Source organism: Isoptericola sp. NPDC055063 (genome assembly GCF_053608125.1).
This window is the reverse complement of sequence record NZ_JBSGUW010000006.1, coordinates 183,662-203,063: the sequence shown is the minus strand read 5'-3', so window position 1 is coordinate 203,063 and position 19,402 is coordinate 183,662. Positions and strand designations below refer to the sequence as shown.

At 74.5% G+C, this 19,402-nt stretch carries 16 protein-coding genes; 3 read left to right on the top strand and 13 right to left on the bottom strand.

Annotated elements, in window-relative coordinates; translation table 11 throughout:
* Nucleotides 1–142 precede the first annotated feature (142 nt).
* The 3 genes from ACWF41_RS09515 to ACWF41_RS09505 all read right to left on the bottom strand — a co-directional run bounded on the left by ACWF41_RS09515 (nt 143) and on the right by ACWF41_RS09505 (nt 4,253).
* Nucleotides 143–2,119 carry a peroxidase family protein gene (locus tag ACWF41_RS09515; protein ID WP_380327104.1) on the bottom strand — a complete coding sequence of 659 codons (1,977 nt, stop codon included), beginning with the start codon at nt 2,117–2,119 and terminating at the stop codon, nt 143–145.
* A gap of 469 nt (nt 2,120–2,588) precedes the next feature.
* Nucleotides 2,589–3,563, bottom strand: coding sequence for a bifunctional riboflavin kinase/FAD synthetase (locus tag ACWF41_RS09510; protein ID WP_380326575.1), 975 nt, complete (start codon nt 3,561–3,563; stop codon nt 2,589–2,591).
* A 96-nt stretch (nt 3,564–3,659) separates the two neighbouring features.
* Nucleotides 3,660–4,253: a TetR/AcrR family transcriptional regulator gene (locus tag ACWF41_RS09505; protein WP_380326572.1), complete on the bottom strand. Its 594-nt coding sequence runs from the start codon at nt 4,251–4,253 to the stop codon at nt 3,660–3,662.
* Between the two features lie 113 nt (nt 4,254–4,366).
* Here ACWF41_RS09505 and ACWF41_RS09500 point away from each other — a divergent pair, with 113 nt between their 5' ends.
* Entirely contained in the window at nt 4,367–5,485 is a 1,119-nt protein-coding gene (locus ACWF41_RS09500; protein ID WP_380326569.1) for a hypothetical protein, read from the top strand.
* Nucleotides 5,486–5,540: 55 nt separating this feature from the next.
* On the opposite strand, the gene truB is transcribed toward ACWF41_RS09500, so the two are convergent.
* From truB to ACWF41_RS09465, 7 genes are all read right to left on the bottom strand, one after another.
* Entirely contained in the window at nt 5,541–6,509 is a 969-nt protein-coding gene (truB, locus tag ACWF41_RS09495) for a tRNA pseudouridine(55) synthase TruB (RefSeq protein WP_380326566.1), read from the bottom strand.
* A 23-nt stretch (nt 6,510–6,532) separates the two neighbouring features.
* Nucleotides 6,533–7,069 carry an orotate phosphoribosyltransferase gene (gene pyrE, locus ACWF41_RS09490; protein ID WP_380326563.1) on the bottom strand — a complete coding sequence of 179 codons (537 nt, stop codon included), beginning with the start codon at nt 7,067–7,069 and terminating at the stop codon, nt 6,533–6,535.
* 98 nt (nt 7,070–7,167) lie between these two features.
* Complete coding sequence (gene rbfA / locus ACWF41_RS09485) at nt 7,168–7,629, bottom strand: 30S ribosome-binding factor RbfA (RefSeq protein ID WP_380326560.1); 462 nt, start codon at nt 7,627–7,629, stop codon at nt 7,168–7,170.
* Nucleotides 7,630–7,733: 104 nt separating this feature from the next.
* Nucleotides 7,734–10,586, bottom strand: a complete 2,853-nt coding sequence (gene infB, locus ACWF41_RS09480) for a translation initiation factor IF-2 (RefSeq protein ID WP_380325117.1) — start codon at nt 10,584–10,586, stop codon at nt 7,734–7,736.
* A gap of 185 nt (nt 10,587–10,771) precedes the next feature.
* Entirely contained in the window at nt 10,772–11,116 is a 345-nt protein-coding gene (locus tag ACWF41_RS09475) for a YlxR family protein (protein WP_380325115.1), read from the bottom strand.
* A 15-nt stretch (nt 11,117–11,131) separates the two neighbouring features.
* Nucleotides 11,132–12,199, bottom strand: coding sequence for a transcription termination factor NusA (gene nusA, locus ACWF41_RS09470; protein WP_380325112.1), 1,068 nt, complete (start codon nt 12,197–12,199; stop codon nt 11,132–11,134).
* Between the two features lie 2 nt (nt 12,200–12,201).
* A complete protein-coding gene (locus ACWF41_RS09465) occupies nt 12,202–12,801 on the bottom strand; it encodes a ribosome maturation factor RimP (protein ID WP_380325109.1) in 600 nt (199 codons plus the stop codon).
* A gap of 187 nt (nt 12,802–12,988) precedes the next feature.
* On the opposite strand from ACWF41_RS09465, the gene ACWF41_RS09460 reads away from it, so the two are divergent.
* On the top strand, nt 12,989–14,110 hold the full coding sequence (locus tag ACWF41_RS09460; RefSeq protein WP_380325106.1) for a DUF4439 domain-containing protein: 1,122 nt from the start codon (nt 12,989–12,991) through the stop codon (nt 14,108–14,110).
* 15 nt (nt 14,111–14,125) lie between these two features.
* Here the strand turns inward: ACWF41_RS09460 and ACWF41_RS09455 are convergent, their stop codons facing one another.
* A complete protein-coding gene (locus tag ACWF41_RS09455; RefSeq protein WP_380325103.1) occupies nt 14,126–15,931 on the bottom strand; it encodes a proline--tRNA ligase in 1,806 nt (601 codons plus the stop codon).
* A 104-nt stretch (nt 15,932–16,035) separates the two neighbouring features.
* Between ACWF41_RS09455 and ACWF41_RS09450 the strand changes: the two genes are divergently transcribed.
* Nucleotides 16,036–16,953 carry a DNA-formamidopyrimidine glycosylase family protein gene (locus tag ACWF41_RS09450; protein WP_380325100.1) on the top strand — a complete coding sequence of 306 codons (918 nt, stop codon included), beginning with the start codon at nt 16,036–16,038 and terminating at the stop codon, nt 16,951–16,953.
* A 37-nt stretch (nt 16,954–16,990) separates the two neighbouring features.
* Here ACWF41_RS09450 and ACWF41_RS09445 read toward each other — a convergent pair whose 3' ends face one another.
* Both ACWF41_RS09445 and tdh read right to left on the bottom strand, forming a co-directional pair.
* Nucleotides 16,991–18,181 (bottom strand): glycine C-acetyltransferase, encoded by a 1,191-nt coding sequence (locus ACWF41_RS09445; RefSeq protein ID WP_452182415.1) that lies wholly within the window; start codon nt 18,179–18,181, stop codon nt 16,991–16,993.
* The gene (gene tdh / locus ACWF41_RS09440; protein ID WP_380347118.1) at nt 18,181–19,263 is read right to left on the bottom strand and encodes an L-threonine 3-dehydrogenase; all 1,083 of its coding nucleotides are present in this window, start codon (nt 19,261–19,263) and stop codon (nt 18,181–18,183) included. Before tdh ends, ACWF41_RS09445 begins: the two co-directional genes overlap by 1 nt.
* Between the last annotated feature and the right edge of the window lie 139 nt (nt 19,264–19,402).

Below are 19,402 nucleotides of genomic sequence, written 5' to 3'. Positions count from 1 at the left end.
TTTCCTCTCGGTTCCACTTTTTTCTTCTCTCCGTCCCCACCCCCCCCCCGCGCTAAGTCACCCCCCGCCCTCCCCCCCCCCCCCCCCCCGCGACGTGGGCCACGACACATCTCTCGACGAGCCTCTCGATCCCGACGGGCGGTCAGTCCCCGTCGTGCCCCGCCGGCCGGCCGTCGACCTGCCGGAACGTCGTGCCGTCGTCGAGGGTGAGGACACCCGCGAACCGGAGCAGGTCGGGGAGGGTCGTGATCATCTTCCCGCCGTCGGCCCGCACCCCCTGCGCGGGGGTCCAGCCCTCGTTGAGGAACGAGTCGGCGTCCGCCGTGAGCAGGTAGACGAACGTCTCGCACAGGATCCGGCTGCCGACGTCCCCGAGGAAGTTGCCGTTCCCCTGGATCTCGGCCTCCTTGAGCACGTAGTACCACAGGGGCGTGCCGTCGAGCTCCGCCAGCGCGTCCTTGACCTCCTGCGCGGCGCCGCGGGTGAGCTGCTCGGGCGTCAGCGCGGGCACGTGCAGCGCACGGGCCACCGCCTCCCCCGTGGGCAGCGACAGCCAGTACCCGCGCAGCAGGTTGCGCTGCGCGAGCTGCTTGAGCAGCGCGCTGACCCGGGGAGCCAGGCCTGCGTCGTTGCCCTCGTTGCGCATCGTCGCGAGCCCCGCCGCGAGGAACGGGTCGATCTTCGCCGCGGACCGGCGGCGGTCGGGGTCGCCCTTGTCGACGAACCGGGACCAGTCGATCGGCCAGTTGGACGGCAGGACGTCGCCGCGGGGCGCGCCCGTCGGGACGAGGCCGCCGCCCCCGGTGAACTCGAAGAGCTGCTCGAGGCTCGCGAACGCCGCGCGGGGCGCCGCCGCCGGCGGCACGACCTTGCCGAAGTTGAGGTTGAAGTCGTAGCCGCCGCGCACCATCGAGTGCCCGAACCGGAACGCCGCGACGGCGAACTCCAGCGGCATCGCGACCGGGCGCCGCGGCCGGAACAGCAGGGAAGGCTCCACGAGGACCTCGTCGAGCACGCCCGGCTTGGTGAGGGTGCGCAGGTAGTCGTGCACGACGAGCCACTGGTAGTGGTGCTGGGTGAGCCGCTGCGCGCGGTCGAACACCGCACGGTCGTCCACCGTGAGCCAGGGCTCGGTGGCCCGGACCCAGTCGACGACGGCGTTGTGGAAGCGGATGAACCCCACCTGGAGCTGGGCCACGACGAGGTTCTCGTCGTTGCGCCCCTCGGGGATCTTCGCCGACCCGGGTGCCGGGCGGTCCGCCACGTCCGCCGACATCCCCGCGACCTCGGCGGCGGAGAACCGCGGCAGGTCGCGCTGCGGGTCGTCGCCGGGCGCCACGAGCTCGAAGCCGGGGACCGCCGTCGTCGCCACCCGGCCGAGCGCGAGCTTGGCCGGGTCGGTCGTGGCGTAGGCGGCCTCGCTGCGGGTGGTCCCGCGGCCCGGCTCCCCGGGGAAGCGCGGCCCGCTGCCGTAGAGGCTGTCGAGGTTGAGGAACGGGTGTCGCCCGTTGTGCAGGCTGCGCACCACGACCTCCGGCGGGAACGCCGAGAACGGGTCGGACACGATGTCCCCGAGCACGAGGTCGCCCGGCCGCGGCGGCTCCCCCGGCTCCGGCGGCCCGTCCGGCCCGTTGGTGTTGAGAGTGATGTCGTGGTCGATGAACTGACCCCAGTACGTGTAGACCGCGGGGATCGTGGAGTCGAGCGCCGGGTTCGGCGGCCCGGCCGGCTCGACCATCGCGGCGCCCAGCTTCTTCAGGGACGCGACGACGGCGGTGACGGTCCGGTTGGAGATCGGCCCCTGGGGCGGGGCGCCGCGGCCGGTGACCGGCAGGTGCGCCGCCGGGAACCGCCCGCGCAGGTCGCGGAAGAGGTAGTCGAACGACGTCGTCGCCTCGAACCTGTCCTCGACGAGATCGCGCAGGACGGCGAGCTCCGTCTCGGTGAGCAAGGGCGCCGGTGACGACCCCGGGTCGGTGCCGGGCCGCGGGTGCGACCCGGGGCGCGGCCGGACCTGGCCGCCGTGCCGCACGCTGCGCACCGTCCGGCCGACGGGGTCGGAGTGGATGTCACGCCCGGGCTCGGGCGCGTCGAGCGCGATGGTCTGCTGAGCCGTCATGGCTCTGCCCCTCTCGAAGGCGCGAGCGCCGGGAGCAGCCCGGCGCGGGGCGCGGGCCGGGGGGGGCAGGGAGGGGGGACGGGGAAAGACGCGGTACGAAAGGAACAGACAAAAAAGGGCAGAAGAGGGGGGGGCACAACAAGGAGCTCAGAAACCCGCTGGCGTGGGGTTTCTTCCCCGCCCGCCGAGGGGTCCCCCCCGGGACAGCGCGCTGCGACGAGGCGGCACCGCCGTGGATCAGGGAGGGCGGGGCCCGCGCCGCGACGGAGCCGCGGGAGCTCCCGCGGCCCACGGCCGGGCGCTGCCCGGTCCGTCACGCCTGGAAGGAGCGAGTCCCGGGACGCCCGTGACAGGCCGCGCGCGGATTCACCCGCTGCCCTCGTCGCCGAGCAGGCGGTTGCCACCGGTATCGGGGCCGGGTGGCCCCGATACCGGTGGCAACCGCCTGCTCGACCGGTCGGTGCGGGGGTCAGCCCAGGATGTCGCGCGCCCGCGCGACGTCGGCGTGCATCTGCTCGATGAGCGGCTCGATGCCCTCGAAGCGCAGCGTGGGCCGCAGGCGCTCGACCAGCTCGAGCACCACGGTCTCGCCGTAGAGGTCCAGGTCGTCGCGGTCGAGGACGTAGGCCTCGACGCGGCGCTCCACGCCGTCGAACGTCGGGTTGGTGCCCACGGAGATCGCGGCGGGCAGGTCGGCGTCGGGGCTCGCGGGGTCCGTCGCGGCGAGCCCGGGGCGCAGGAGCCGGCCCGCGTAGACGCCGTCGGCGGGCACCATGCCCTCGGCACGTCCGAGGTTCGCCGTCGGGAAGCCGAGCTCGCGACCCCGCGCGTCGCCGTGCACGACCGTGCCGCGCACGCGGTGCGGCCGGCCCAGCACGTCCGCGGCCTGCGCCACGTCGCCCTCGGCCAGCAGCGCCCGGGCCGCCGACGACGACCAACGCTCGCGCGCGCCGGCGCTGCCCGGCGCGCACTCGCCGACGTCGTCGACCGCGACGACCTCGAAGCCGTGGGTGCCGCCGAGCTCCACCATCGTGGCGAGAGTGCCGGCGTTGCCCTTGCCGAACCGCACGTCGTGCCCGACGACGACCGTGCGCGCGCCGAGGCCCTCCACGAGGTACCGGGTGACGAACTCCTCGGGCGTGAGCGCGGCGAGGTCGAGCGTGTACGGCACGACGAGGACGGCGTCGAGGCCGGTGCGGCCGAGCAGGTCGAGGCGGTCCGACAGGCCGGTCAGCAGCTCGGGAGCGGTCTCCGGGCGGTGCACCCGGGCCGGGTGCGGGTCGAAGGTGAGCGCCACCGCGAGGCGGTCGTCGGCGCGGGCCAGGCCCACCAGGCGCCCCAGCACGGCCTGGTGGCCGCGGTGGACGCCGTCGAAGTTGCCGATCGTGACGACCGACGGCCCGAACCCGTCGGGGACCTGGTCCAGGTCCGTGAACACCTGCACGCGTCGCGCTCCGTCTCGTCGAGGGTCCGGCTGCCGGCGCCCGCTGCGGGCGCCAGCCGTCAAGGATACGACGACGCCGCCCACGGGCCTGCCGGGTCAGCGCGGCAGGACGGAAGCGGCGCCGGCGAGGTAGCGCTCGGCGTCGAAGTCGTCGAGCATCGCGCGCTGCATGAGGAACCCCTGGCCCAGGCCCATCATCACGGGCAGGAGCAGGTCGGCGGCGGCGTCGGGACCGTCGGGAGCCAGGTCCGGGCGGGTGGCGTACCAGGCGCGGAGCGCGTCGCGGATCACGCCCCGCAGGGTGCTCACCACCTCCTGGACGACGTCGTGGATCACGTCGTCGACGGTGGACTCCGCCCACAGCTGCACGATCACCCGTCCGTCCTCGAGGTCGCGCGCCATGCCCCCGGTGAGGATGGTCAGCACGTCGAGCGGCGGCGGCGGCACGCCGTCCCGCGACGCGCCCCCGATCTCGGTGCCGCGCCGGGAGAGCACCTCCTGGGCGACGGCGGCGAACAGCGCCTGCTTGCCGTCGTAGTGCCCATAGATCGCGCCCGCCGAGAGGCCGGACTCGGTCACGACGTCGGAGATGGAGGCGCGCTGGTAGCCCTTGGCGGTGAACACGCGCAGGGCGGCGGCCCGGATCTGCGCGCGACGCGCCTCGCGGTGCGCCTCGGTCACTCGTGGCATCGGACCCCTTCCCGAGGGCGCTGGCGGACGGTTGACAAGTCTAGGGACCCCGGCGCACCCTCTCCATAAAGAACGAACATTCGTTTTTGATACCACGCACCTCGGAGTCCACCATGTCGTCGACCACCGACGCCCCCGCCGTCCCGTCCACCACCCCGCCAGGCCCGGTCCCGCACACTCCGTGGAGCCGCGTCGTGGCCCTCGGGCTCGGCGTCGCCGCCCTCGTCGGCGTGCTGGTGCTCGCCTTCTCGTGGCCGGCCGTCACGGCCGAGCCCAAGGACCTCCCCGTCGCCGTGGCCGGCCCGCCGCAGGCCGTCGAGGCCCTCGGCGCGACGCTCGACGAGGCCCAGCCCGGCGCGGTCGACCTCGTCCCGGTCGCCGACCGGGACGCCGCCGTCGCCGCCGTCGAGTCCCGCGACGCCTACGGCGCGATCGTGCTCGGCGCCGCGCCGGAGGTGCTGACGGCCTCGGCCGCGAGCACCGTGACGACCCAGCTCCTCACCGCGGCGGCGGGACAGCTGCAGGCCGGCCTCAGCCAGCAGGCCCTCGCCTCCGGCGCGGACGCGTCCGCCGTGCCCACCGTCGCGGTGACCGACGTCGTGCCCCTGTCCGCCGACGACCCGCGCGGCGCCGGCCTGACGGCGGCGATGTTCCCGCTGCTCCTCGGCGGGATGGTGGGCGGGATCGCGATCTCGCTGCTCGTCGTGGGCGCGCTGCGCCGGGTGCTCGCGGTGGCCGTGTACGCCGCGGTGGGCGGCGTCGTGCTCGTCGCGGTGCTGCAGTCGTGGTTCGGCGCGCTGCAGGGCGCCTGGTGGACCAACGCCGGGGCCGCCGCGCTCGCCCTCGCCGCCGTCGCGGCGCCGATCACCGGGGTCGTGGCGCTGCTGGGCCGCGCCGGGATCGCGCTCGGCGCGGTGACGATGATGCTGGTCGCCAACCCGATCTCCGGCGCCACCATGCCGCCGGAGTTCCTCCCGTGGCACTGGGGCGCGATCGGGCAGTGGTTCCCGCCGGGCGCGGGCGCCACGCTGCTGCGCGACCTGTCCTACTTCCCCGCCGCCGACGCCGGGCGCGCCTGGCTCGCCCTCGGGCTCTGGGCCGGGGTGGGCGTCCTGATGTCGCTGGTCGGGCACCTGCGCACCGCGGGCGGCGCCGAGCCCGACGCCGACGCGGCCCGGGACGAGGCGCTCGAGCGCGCCGCACGGCACGCCGCGCCGGCACTGCAGGGCTGACGCCGGCCCGGGGCACGCTGAGTCGGGCACGCCGGGTCGCTCCGGGTCGCGCCGGTCAGCCGCCCGCCGGGGCGAGGACGAGCACGGGCTTCGCCAGCGCCTCGCCCCGGCGGCGCGTGTCCTCGAGCAGCGCGACCAGCGCGCCGTCGGGGCCGATCGCCGCCACGGTCCCCCGCTCGCCGCTGGCGGGCACCCACTGCCCGTACCCGAGCGCGCGCGCCTCGTCGGCGGAGAGCTCGCGCACCGGGAACGTCGCGCGCGCCGCGTCGGCGAGCGGCAGCGTGGCGAGGACGCCGTCCGCGTCCGCCTGCGCCTCCAGCTCCTCCAGGGTGCTGGCGCCCGCCAGGTCGTAGCCGCCCACACGGGTGCGCCGCAGCGCCGTGAGGTGCCCGCCGGTGCCGAGCGCGGCCCCGAGGTCGCGCGCCAGCGCGCGCACGTAGGTCCCGGACGACACGGTCACCGCGACGTCGAGGTCGAGCACGGCCACGCCGTCCGGCGTCGTCTCCGGCCGCGAGCCGAGCACGTCGAAGCGGCTCACCGTGACCGGCCGGGCCTCGAGGACCACGTCTTCCCCAGCCCGGGCGCGCGCGTACGCCCGCTTGCCGTCCACCTTGATCGCGCTCACCGTGGTGGGCACCTGGCGGATGTCCCCGGTGAGGGCGGCGACCCCGCGCGCGAGGTCCCCGGGGTCGACGCCGTCGCCCACGCCGGCCGCGGCGGTCGCCTCGCCCTCGGCGTCGTCGGTCGTGGTCGCGACGCCGAGCCGGATCGTCGCGTCGTACGCCTTGTCGGCGCCGACCACGTACGTGAGCAGCTTGGTCGCGCGCCCCACGCCGACGACGAGCACGCCCGTCGCCATCGGGTCGAGCGTGCCCGCGTGCCCCACCTTGCGCGTGCCGGCCAGCCGGCGGCAGCGACCCACCACGTCGTGGCTGGTCCACCCCGCGGGCTTGTCGACGACGAGGAACCCGTCGGGCGCCGTCGGGCGACGAGGCGGCGGCGCGGTGCGGGGGGCTGCGGTCATGGGTGCTCCGGTGTCGTCGTAGGTCAGGAGGGGCGGCTCGCGTCGAGCTGCGCCCTGGTGAGGACGGGCCGGACGTCGAGCCCGAGGTCCGCGAGCGGATGCGTGCCGACGGGGCTGCGGTCGATCGCGCACAGCACGGTCTCGACGACGGCGCCCTCGGCCCGCAGGGCGAGCGTCGCGTCGCGCACGGCGCCGCCGGTCGTGACGATGTCCTCGACCAGCACGACACGGCGGCCGGCGACGGGCGGGCCCTCGACCTGCTTCGCCGTGCCGTAGCGCTTGGCCGCCTTGCGCACGAACAGGGCCGGGGTGCCCGTCGTCGCGCTGAGCGCCGTCACCAGGGGGATGCCGCCCAGCTCGAGGCCGCCGAGCAGGTCGATGCCGGCCGGGACCAGCGGCGCCATCTGCGTCGCGACCCGGGCGAGCAGCACCGGGTCGGTCTCGAACAGGTACTTGTCGAAGTACTCGGCGGCCACCTGGCCGCTGCGCAGGGTGAACGACCCGGTGAGCCGGCAGGCCCGGTCGATGTCGCGGGCGAGGTCTGTGTCGGGGGCGCTCATGGCCCCCATCCTCGCGCACGGCGCCCACGACCGGGCCCGCCGACCGGGCCCGCCGGTCAGGACCGCCGGGTCAGGAACGGAAGGTCAGGAACGGAAGGTCAGGCCTCGTCGTCCTCGTCGTCCTCGCGCGGCTTGCGGTACGGGTCCGACTCGCCGGCAAACGACTTGCCCTCGCGGAGTGCGGCGAGCTCGGCGTCGCGGCGCTGCGCCTCCAGGAGCGCGGCGTCCAGGTGCGCGGCGTTCTCCGGCATCGAGTCCAGGAAGAACTCGATCGCCGGCGTGAGCCGCACCCCGGTCTGCTTGCCGACCTCGGAGCGGATCATGCCCTTGGCACTCTCCAGCGCCGCGGCGGTGCCTGCACGCTCCTCGTCGGTGCCGAGCACCGTGTAGAAGATCGACGCGTTCTGCAGGTCGCCCGTGACGCGGACGTCCGTGATCGTGACGAACCCGAGGCGCGGGTCCTTGATCCGGCTGTCGAGCAGCTGCGCCACGATCTCCTTGATGCGGTCCGCCAGCTTGCGGGCGCGCGGGTTCTCGGGCCTGTCGGCCTTACCGGGCATGCGTGTGTCTCCCTCTCTCGACGCCGACGGCGCCTCGCCCGACCCGCTCGTTCTCGAGGCGGGGCGGGCGAGGCGCCGTCGGGCTGAACCGTGCGGCGCGACCGTCAGGCGCGCGGCTTCTCGCGCATCTCGAAGGTCTCGATGATGTCACCCTCGGTGATGTCGTTGAACGACCCGAGGCCGATACCGCACTCGAAGCCCTCGCGGACCTCGGTGACGTCGTCCTTCTCGCGGCGCAGCGACTCGATCGTGAGGTCGTCCCCGACGATCTTGCCGTTCCGCAGCACGCGGGCCTTCGTGTTCCGGCGGATGGTGCCGGAACGGATGATCGAGCCCGCGATGTTGCCGAACTTCGAGGAGCGGAAGACCTGGCGGATCTCCGCCGTGCCCAGCTGGGCCTCCTCGAACTCCGGCTTGAGCATGCCCTTGAGGGCGGCTTCGACGTCCTCGATCGCCTGGTAGATGACCGAGTAGAACTTGACCTCGACGCCCTCGCGGTCCGCGAGGTCCTCGACGCGCTCACCGAACTTCACGTTGAAGCCGATGATGACCGCGTTGTCGACCGTGGCCAGGTTGACGTCGTTCTGCGTGATCGCACCGACACCGCGGTGGATGACGCGCAGCTCGACCTCGTCGCCGACGTCGATCTTGAGCAGCGCGTCCTCCAGCGCCTCGACGGCACCGGAGACGTCGCCCTTGAGGACCAGGTTGAGGGTCTCGACCTTGCCCTGCTCGAGCGCCTTGGTGAAGTCCTCGAGGCTGATGCGCTTGCGGCGCTTGGCCAGGAGGGCGGCACGCTCGGCGGCCTCACGCTTCTCGGCGATCTGACGCGCGGTGCGCTCGTCGGGCGCCACCAGGAAGGTGTCGCCGGCGCTCGGCACCGACGCGAGGCCGAGCACGAGGACCGGACGTGCCGGGCCCGCCTCGGTCAGCGCGTTGCCGTGCTCGTCGAACATGGCGCGCACGCGGCCGTGGGCCGTGCCCGCGACGATCGCGTCGCCCACCTGCAGCGTGCCCGACTGGACCAGGACGGTCGCGACGGCGCCGCGGCCCTTGTCGAGGTTGGCCTCGATGGCCACGCCTCGGGCGTCCTTGTCGGGGTTCGCCCGCAGGTCCAGGGAGGCGTCCGCCGTGAGGAGGACGGCCTCGAGGAGCTGGTCGATGCCCTGGTTCTGCTTCGCGGACACGTCGACGAACATCGTGTCGCCGCCGTACTCCTCCGCCACCAGGTTGTACTCGGTGAGCTGCTGGCGGATCTTGTCGGGGTTGGCCCCCTCCTTGTCCACCTTGTTCACCGCGACCACGATCGGCACGTTGGCCGCCTGGGCGTGGTTGAGCGCCTCCACCGTCTGCGGCATGACGCCGTCGTCGGCGGCGACCACGAGGATCGCGATGTCCGTCACCTGGGCACCACGGGCACGCATGGCGGTGAACGCCTCGTGACCCGGGGTGTCGATGAAGGTGATCGGGCGCTCGACGCCCTCGTGCTCACGGCGCACCTGGTACGCACCGATGTGCTGGGTGATGCCGCCGGCCTCGCCGGAGACGACGTCGGTCTGGCGGATCGCGTCGAGAAGACGCGTCTTGCCGTGGTCGACGTGGCCCATGACGGTGACGACGGGCGGACGCGGCGCGAGGACGTCGTCCGACTCGCCCTCGAGCTCGGCGTCGAGGTCGATGTCGAAGGCCCCGAGCAGCTCGCGGTCCTCCTCCTCGGCCGACACCATCTCGATGACGTACCCGAGCTCGTTCGCGAGCGTGCCGAACGTGTCCTCGTCCAGCGACTGCGTCGCGGTGGCCATCTCACCGAGGTGGAACAGCACCGTGACCAGGCTGGCGGGGTTCGCGTCGATCTTGTCCGCGAAGTCGTTCAGCGACGAGCCGTGCCGCAGGCGGACGACCGTGGAGCCGTTGCCGCGCGGGACCTGCACGCCGCCGAGCGACGGCGCCTGCATCTGCTCGAACTCCTGGCGCTTCGCGCGCTTCGACTTCCGTCCGCGCACGGGGCGTCCGCCGGCGCGACCGAACGCACCCTGCGTGGAGCCACGACCGGCGCCACCGCGCCCGCCGGGACGGCCGGCGAACCCGCCGCCACCACCGGGGCGGAAGCCGCCACCGCCGCCGGCACCGCCGGGGCCGCCGCCACGCCCGCCACCACGGCCGCCGCCCGAGGGCGCCGGACGCTCGCCGGGACGCGGCATCGAGGTCTTGCCCGGCATCATGCCGGGGTTCGGGCGCGGGCCGCCGGGACGGGGCGCCGCGGGACGCGGGCCACCGGGGCGAGGACCGCCCGGACGGGGACCGCCGGGACGCTCGCCCGACCGCTCCGCCGCCGCGGCGTCGCCGCCACGGTCGGGGCGCTGCCCCGGACGCGGCATGCCCTGGCTGGACGCGAACGGGTTGTTGCCCGGGCGCGGGCCACCGCCACCGCCGGGGCGCTGCCCCTGGCGCGGCATGCCCTGGCTCGAGGCGAACGGGTTGTTGCCCGGGCGCGGGGTGCGACCGCCCTTGCCGTCACGGCCGTCACGCTGCTCCCGCGCGGCGGGCGCCGGCTTCGGCGCCGCGGGGCGCGGGCCGGGGGTCGGGGCACCGGGGCGCGCGCCGGAGGGCTTCTCCGGGGCGGGCTCCGCGGGCGCGGCCGGCGTCGCGTCGGCGACCGGGGCGGCGGGCGCCTCGGCTGCAGGCGCGGGGGCCGCCTTCGGGGCGGGCTTGGGGGCAGGCTTCGCCGGAGCGGCCTTCTGCTCGGCGCGCGGCGCCGCGGCCTTGCTCGCCGGGGTGGCCCCCGAGGACGCGGGGGCCGCGTCCTTGTACTTGTCGCGCATCGCTCGCTCGACCGGTGCCTCGAGCGTCGAGGACGCCGACCGGACGAACTCGCCCGCCGACTTCAGGTCGGCGAGCAGGGTCTTGCTCTCCACCCCGAGCTGCTTGGCCAGCTCGTGAACGCGGATCTTCGCCACAACTCTCCTGTCTCGGCCCTCCTGCGAGACAGGGAGGACCGTCGTTAGTACCGAGTACTCATCGCACGGAACTCATCGGGTGCCCATCGGCTTCTGACCCGCTTCCTTGTCGACTTCGATGGATGCGGCCGAGCGTGCTCGGTCGCGACGGCGCGGCCGCCTGGGGCGGCGCGTGCCGGAGGGACTCAACGTTCCAGCTGCTCCAGCTGATCCCGGACGCCGGAGAGGTCGAGGGGTCCCGTGACGCGCAGCGCGCGCGGCACGGCCCGACGACGCTCGGCGAGCGCCAGGCAGGCGGACGTCGGATGGATCCAGGCGCCACGCCCCGGAAGGCACCCTCGCACGTCGGCCACGAGACGTTCCTCGTGATCCGACGTCTCGAGCACCAACCGCAGGAGAGCGGACCGCTGGTCACGCTCCCTGCACCCGACGCACGTCCGTACCGGCCCGGAGCGTTCCGGGATGGTCCGTGGGGAGGTCGAGGGCTGGGCGCGTGGCCCGGTCCCCGACAGTCTAGCGCGACCGCCCACGTGCCGTGACCGGCCTCAGCCCTCGGCCCCGCGGGAGACCGCGGCGCCACCTGCGGCGTCACCGGTCCCGTCCTCGGCGGGGGCCGCGGCCTCGTCGGAGCGGATGTCGATGCGCCAGCCCGTCAGCTTCGCGGCGAGACGGGCGTTCTGCCCCTCCTTGCCGATCGCGAGCGACAGCTGGTAGTCCGGCACCACGGCGCGCGCGGCCTTGGCGTCCGCGTCGACCACGGTGACGGACGTCACACGGGCCGGCGACAGGGCGTTGGCCACGAAGCGGGCCGGGTCGTCGCTGTGGTCGACGATGTCGATCTTCTCGCCGTGCAGCTCTGCCATGACGGCGCGCACGCGCGACCCCATCGGCCCGATGCACGCGCCCTTGGCGTTGAGCCCGGCCACCTTGGACCGCACCGCGACCTTGGACCGGTGCCCCGCCTCGCGCGCGATCGCCGTGATCTCGACCGCGCCGTCCGCGATCTCCGGCACCTCGAGCTCGAAGAGCTTGCGCACGAGGCCCGGGTGGGTGCGGCTCAGGACGACCTGCGCGCCCTTCATCCCGCGGGAGACCTCCACGACGTAGGCCCGCAGGCGCTCGCCGTGCACGTACTCCTCGGTGGGGACCTGCTCGTGCGGGGGCAGCACGGCCTCCGTGCCGCCGACGTCCACGAGCACGACGCGCGGGTCGCGGCCCTGCTGGATGACGCCGGCGAGGACCTCGCCCTCCTTGCCGCGGAACATGCCGAGCACCTGGTCGTCCTCGGCGTCGCGCAGGCGCTGCACGATGACCTGCCGGGCGGTGGCCGTGGCGATGCGGCCGAAGTCGGCCGGCGTGTGGTCGAACTCCGGGCCCAGCTCGATCGTGGGCCGCGCGTCGGGGTCCTCGGGGTCGGGCGTGCGGATCTCCTCGCGGGCCCAGACCGCGACGTGCCCGGACTTGCGGTCCACCTCGACGCGGGCGTGCTGGTAGGCGTCGGGCGTGCGGTGGTAGGCCGACAGCAGCGCCTGCTCGATCGCGGCCACGAGGACGTCGAGGCTGATGTCCCGCTCCCGCTCCAGCAGCCGGAGCGTGCTCATGTCGATGTCCATCGTCAGCCCTTCTCGCGACGGGCGTCGCCCGTGGTGTCGTCCTGCGGGTCGTCGCCCGCGTCGGTGTCGGTCTCGTCCGAGGCGTCGAGGCGCTTCAGCTCGACCTCGATCTTGCCCTTGCGCACGTCGGCGACGGCCAGGCGGGTGTCGCCGTCCAGCACGAGCCAGGGCCCGCCGTCCGCGGCGTCGCCGTCCTCGGGCACGGGCTCGACGGCGGTCAGGCGGCCCTCGGCCGTGCCGCCGTCACGCAGCCGCAGCGTGACGAGGCGGCCGCGGGCGCGCTTGAAGTGGCGCAGCTCCGTCAGCGGCCGCGACGTCCCGGGGGTCGACGTCTCCAGCGTGTACGCGCCCGGCACCACGTCGTCGGCGTCCAGCGCCGCGGAGATCCCGCGCGCCACGTCGCCGAGAGTGTCGGAGTCGAGGCTGCCCAGCGCGTCCTCGGGGAGGTCCACCGTGATGCGCACGACCGACTTCGCGCCGGCCTGCGTCACGACGACGTCCTCCAGGTACAGGTCGGCCGCCTCGACCGCGGGGGCCACGACCCGCCGCACCGCCTCGGCCTTCGACCCGGCCGTCGTCGTCCGGCCGTGCTGCGCTGCCATCGCTGCCTCCCGTGGGTCACGTCGATCTGCCGTGTGCTCCCGCGCCGGGACGTCCCGCGGCCGGTGTGTCGTTGTGTGCAGCGTCCAGCGTAACGAACGACGGGCCCCGTTCGCGCCGCGCGGCGTGCCGGGCCGCACGGAGGAACGTCACACCGGCGCCCCCGCGCGCGTGGCATCATCGGCCTCGATGGAACCGCAGCCCGCCCCCGCCCGGCCCGCCGCCTCCGCCGCGGCCGGGGTCGCCTCCCGTCGCCGCCGGCGGGCGGCCGCCGCCGGCGCCCTCGTGCTGGTCGGGGTGCTGGCCGGGTGCGGCGTGCGGCTGGAGGCGCCGCCGGCGGCGGAGCCGGTCCCCGACGCCCACGAGGTGGTGCGGCGCACCGCGGTCTCGGACGCGCTCCTGGTGGCCGACGGCGCCGAGGTCGCCCTCGAGGACGTGCCGACCGACCGGAAGCACCTGGTCGACGAGCTCACCCGGATCGTGGCCGACTCCCGCGCGCAGGCCGAGGCGCTCGGCGGCGAGTACGACTCGGGGCTCGCGACCGGCGAGCCGACCGGCTCGCAGTCGTCGACCTGGGACAAGGCCGACCCCGCCGACGTGGTCAAGGCGCTCGAGGACGCCGCCGCGCGCTCGCGCACCGCGGCCGGGACCACGACCGACGGCCCGCTGGCCCGGCTCGTCGCCTCGGTCGGGGCCGCGCAGACCGTCTCCGCCCAGCGGCTCGCGGCGCTCGCCCGCGTCGACGGGCCGGACGTCGTCGTGCCCGAGATCCCCGCCCCGACGGGGTCGGGACGCGCCGCGGAGGACGCCTCGGCGTCCCCCTCGCCCAGCGGCTCGAAGGACGGCGAGACCGCCGAGGAGGAGGAGCGGGACCGCGACGGGACGGTGCCCGAGGGCCTCACCGCGCACGACCTGAGCACCCTCGTGGTGTCCGAGGACGCGACCCGCTACGCGTTGCAGCTGCGCGCGGCGATCGGCTCCGGCGACCGGCGCGCGCGGCTGCTGGAGCGCGTCACCCAGCACGCCGAGCGCGCCGACGGGTGGGCCGCCGTCGCCGGCACCCAGGCCACGAAGCAGGACCCCCGCCGCGCCGCGTACACCGTCCCGCGGGTCGCCGACCTCGGCGACAAGGGCCTCGTGCTCGACCTGGAGAACGACCTCGCCACCGACTACGCGACGCTCGTCGGCACGACGACCGCCGGCACGCGCGGCGTGCTCGTGGACCTGCTCGTCGACTCCGCCGTCACGCTCGACGACTGGGGCGCCGAGCCCGTGCCCTTCCCCGGCCTGCCGGAGCAGGCCGGGGACTGACCCGGGCCCACCGGTCTACCGGTCGAGCAGCGCCACGACCTTCGCGATGACGGCCTGGGCGGCGTCGGCCACGGCCACCTGCTCGGACGCGCCGGCGCGGGGACGGACCTCGACGAGACCGTCGGCCAGCCCGCGGCCGACCACCACGATCAGCGGGACGCCGAACAGCTCCGCGTCGGCGAACTTCACGCCCGGCGACACCTTGGGCCGGTCGTCGTAGATCACCTCGACGCCCGCCTCGACCAGCTCGGTGGCGAGCTTCTCGGCGGCCTCGAAAACCTCGGTGCCCTTGCCGGTCGCGACGATGTGCACGTGGGCCGGCGCCACCTGGATCGGCCAGGCGAGGCCCTTGTCGTCGTGGTTGCCCTCGGCGATCGCGGCGACCGCGCGGGTCACGCCGACTCCGTAGGACCCCATGGTCACGGTGACGGCCTTGCCGTTCTCGTCCAGCACCTTGAGGTCGAGCGCCTCGGCGAACTTGCGGCCGAGCTGGAACACGTGGCCCATCTCGATGCCGCGCGCCGTCTCGAGCGTTCCGTCGCCGTTCGGGCAGGGGTCCCCGGGGCGGACCTCCGCCACCTCGATCGTGCCGTCGGCGGTGAAGTCGCGCCCCGCGACGAGGTCGATGACGTGCTTGCCGGGCTCGTCCGCGCCGGTGACCCAGCGCGTGCCCTCGACGACGCGCGGGTCGAGGAGGTAGCGGACCTTCGAGGGACCCTCCTCGCCGAGCGCGCCGGGCCCGATGTAGCCCTTGACCAGCTCCGGGCGGGCCGCGAAGTCCTCGTCGCCGAACGGCGTGAACTCCGCCGGGTAGAAGGCGGCCTCCATGCGCTTGACGTCCACCTCGCGGTCGCCGGGGACGCCGATGGCGACGGCCTCGGTGCTGCCGTCCGGGTGATGCAGCCGGAACAGCACGTTCTTGAGCGTGTCGCTCGCCTGCCAGGGCCGGTCGTCGCGGGCGAAGCGCTCGTTGAGGACGCCGACGAGCGACTCGATCGTCGGGGTGTCGGGCGTGTCCTCGGCGTGCGCGGCCGGTGCGTCGTCCCACGGCACCGGGTCGGGGACGGGCGCGTGCGCGGCCTCGACGTTGGCGGCGTACCCGCAGGCGGCGCACTCCACGTACGTGTCCTCGCCGATCGGCGACTTGGCGAGGAACTCCTCCGACTTGGAGCCGCCCATCGCGCCGGCGTGCGCCGAGACGATGACGTACTCGAACCCGAACCGGTCGAAGATCCGCTGGTAGGCGGCGCGGTGCTTGGCGTAGCTCGCGTCGAGACCGGCGTCGTCGATGTCGAAGGAGTACGAGTCCTTCATGATGAACTCGCGCCCGCGGATGAGGCCCGCGCGGGGGCGCGCCTCGTCGCGGTACTTGGTCTGCACCTGGTACAGAGCGAGGGGCAGGTCCTTGTACGACGAGTACAGGTCCTTCACCAGCAGGGTGAACATCTCCTCGTGCGTGGGCGCGAGGAGGTAGTCGGCCTCCTTGCGGTCCTTCAGCCGGAAGATGTTGGGCCCGTACTCGGTCCAGCGACCGGTGGCCTCGTACGGCTCGCGCGGCAGCAGCGCCGGGAAGTGCACCTCCTGCGCGCCGATCGCGTCCATCTCCTCGCGGATGACGGCCTCGACCTTCGCCAGCACGCGCAGGCCGAGCGGCAGCCAGGAGTAGATGCCGGGGGCGGCGCGGCGGATGAAGCCGGCGCGCACCAGCAGCCGGTGGCTCGCGACCTCGGCGTCGGCCGGGTCCTCACGCAGGGTGCGGACGAAGAGCTGGGACAGGCGGAGCAGGTCGCCCTGGGTCTGGCGGGCGGACACGATCGACATGGGGGCAAGCCTAGCGGCGCGGCGGGCCTCCCCCGGCCGGTGTCGCCGCCGCCGGTGCGGCCGCACCTCTGGTCGCCGTCGCACCGTGCTGGCAGCATGGCCGCATGCCCGAGCTTCCCGAGGTGCAGGCGCTGGCGGAGTTCCTCGACACCCGCACGTCCGGGCGTCGGATCGTCGCCGCCGACGTCGCGGCGATCGCCGCGCTCAAAACGTTCGACCCGCCCGTGAGCGCGCTCGTCGGGCGCGAGGTCACGGGTGTCACCCGCCACGGCAAGTGGGTTGACGTGCGTGTGTCCGGGGTCGAGCCGCACGGTGACGGCGGCGAGGAGGACACCGGCCTGCATCTGCTGTTCCACCTGTCGCGCGGCGGGTGGGTGCGCTGGTCGGACCAGGCGCCGACGACGCCCGTGCGCCCCCGCATGGGCGGCTCGTCGCGCGGGCCCGCCCTCGCCCTGCGGGTGCGCCTGGACGACGGCGCGGGGTTCGACCTCACCGAGGCCGGCACGCGCAAGCGGCTCGCCGTCCACGTGGTGCGCGACCCGCGGGAGGTGGAGCAGGTCGCCACACTCGGCGTCGACCCGCTTTCGGAGGACTTCACGGTGGCCGCCCTCGCGGCGCTCATGACCGAGCGCAGCCAGCAGGTCAAGGGCCTGCTGCGCGACCAGCGGGCGATCGCCGGCATCGGCAACGCCTACTCCGACGAGATCCTGCACGTGGCGCGGACGTCGCCGTTCAAGCTCACGCGGTCGTTCACCGAGGACGAGGTCGCCGCCCTGCACGACGCCGTCGTGACGACCGTGCGCGACGCCGTCGCCGCGTCGTCGGGCAAGCCCGCCAAGGAGCTCAAGGACGCCAAGCGCGCGGGCATGCGCGTGCACGGCCGCACGGGCGAGGCCTGCCCGGTGTGCGGGGACGTCGTGCGCGAGGTCAGCTTCGCCGACCGCTCCCTGCAGTACTGCGCCACCTGCCAGACCGGCGGGCAGGTGCTCGCCGACCGGCGGATGTCGAAGCTGCTGAAGTAGTTCCGCGACTCGACACCGCCCGGCCGGCGACCCCGTCTCAGCCCGCGGCGACGGCCTCCCGCGACGCGACGAACGCGTCGACGCACGCGCGCACCTGCTCGGGCCTGTGCGCGGCGGACAGCTGCACGCGGATGCGCGCCTCGCCGCGGGGCACCACGGGGAAGCTGAACGCCGTGACGTACACGCCGCGCTCCCCCATCGCCGCGGCGACCCTGGCGGCGAGCACGGCGTCGCCGAACATCACCGGGACGATCGGGTGCTCGCCGGGCAGCAGGTCGAAGCCCGCCTCGGTCATGAGGCGGCGGAACAGCTCGGCGTTGCGGGTGAGGTTCTCGCGCAGGTCGCCGGCGGTCTCCACGAGGTCGAGGGCTGTGAGGGTGCCCGCCACGATCATCGGCGCCAGCGTGTTCGAGAACAGGTACGGGCGGGCGCGCTGGCGCAGCAGGTCGACGATCTCCTGGTGCGCGGCGACGTAGCCGCCGGACGCCCCGCCGAGGGCCTTGCCGAACGTGCCGGTGAGGATGTCGACGCGGTCGGCCACCCCGCACAGCTCCGGGGTCCCCCGGCCGTGCTCGCCCATGAACCCGACGGCGTGCGAGTCGTCGACCAGCACCAGCGCGGAGTAGCGGTCGGCGAGGTCGCAGATCTCCCGCAGCGGCGCGAGGTAGCCGTCCATGGAGAAGACGCCGTCGGTGACGATCACGACGTGCCGGGCGCCGCCGTCGCGCGCCGCGCGCAGCTGGTCCTCGAGGTCGGCCATGTCGCGGTTGCGGTACCGGAAGCGGGCCGCCTTCGACAGCCGGATGCCGTCGATGAGGGACGCGTGGTTGAGCGCGTCCGACACGATCGCGTCCTCCGCGCCGAACAGCGTCTCGAAGACGCCGCCGTTCGCGTCGAAGCACGACGAGAACAGGATGCTGTCGTCCGTCTCCAGGAAGCCCGCCAGCCGCTGCTCGAGCGTCCGGTGCTGGTCCTGCGTGCCGCAGATGAAGCGCACGCTGGCGAGGCCGTAGCCCCAGGTGTCCAGCGCGTCACGCGCCGACGCGAGGATGCGCGGGTCGTCCGCGAGACCCAGGTAGTTGTTGGCGCAGAAGTTGAGCAGCTCCGCGCCGTCGGCGCTGATGCGGGCGCCCTGCGGGCCCGCGATGCCGCGCTCGCGCTTCGTCAGGCCCGCGCGCTCGATCTCGGCGAGCTCACCCGCCACGTGCTCCCGGAACGTCCCGTACATCAGTAGTCCTCCACCCCGGCGTGGCCTTGCGCCCCGTCCGCCCAGTCCGTCCAGTCCAGTACCACCTTGCCGCCGTGCGCCGAGGCCGCGGCCTCGAAGCCCTCGTGCCACCGGCTCGCGGGGAGCCGGTCCGTGACGACCGACGCGATCGCCGTGCGCAGCGTCTCGCTCGTGCGCAGCATCGCGTCCATCGCCTGCCACGTCTCGAACATCTCGCGGCCGTAGATGCCCTTGAGCGTGAGCATGTGCGTCACCACCGTGCCCCAGTCGACGGCGATCGGCCCGGCCGGGAGGCCGAGCATCGCGATCCGGCCGCCGTGGTTCATGTTCGCGATCATCTCGGGCAGCGCACTGGGCGCGCCGCTCATCTCGAAGCCGACGTCGAAGCCCTCGCGCAGCCCCAGCTCGCGCTGGGCGTCGGCGACGCGCGCCGTGCGCACGTCGAGGGCCGCGTCCGCGCCCATCGCCCGCGCCATCTCCAGGCGCGCCGGGCTCACGTCGGTGCCCACCACCAGGTGCGCGCCCGCGTGCCGGGCGACGGCGATCGCCATGAGGCCGATCGGCCCACAGCCCGAGACGAGCACGTCCTCGCCGATCACGGGGAACGCGAGCGCGGTGTGCACCGCGTTGCCCAGCGGGTCGAAGATCGCCGCGACATCGAGGTCGACGCCCGCGTGGTGCACCCACACGTTGGTCGCGGGCAGTACCACGTACTCGGCGAACGCACCGTCGCGGTGCAGGCCCAGGCCCTGGGTGCGGATGCACATCTGGCGACGCCCGGCGCGGCAGTTGCGGCACGTGCCGCAGACGATGTGCCCCTCGCCGGACACGATGTCGCCCACGGCGACGTCGTGCACCAGCTCGCCGACCTCCACGACCTCGCCGACGAACTCGTGCCCCGGCACCAGCGGCGTGGTGATCGTGGACGCGGCCCAGTCGTCCCACCGCTCGATGTGCAGGTCGGTGCCGCAGATCCCGGTGCGCAGCACGCGGATCTTCACGTCGCCGATCCCGGCCTCCGGCTCGGGCCGGTCCACGAGCTCCAGGCCCGCGCCCGGGCCCGGCTTGAACAGCGCCTTCACTCAGCTCTCCTTGACACCCGTCGTCACCCGGCCCCACGTCGTCGCGCGGCCACCGCGGTGAACTGTCTCACGATCCGGACCCCTCGCGGCAACTCGCGGGGGTCGAGCACCTGCCGCCCTGCCCAGGAGCCGGGCGGGG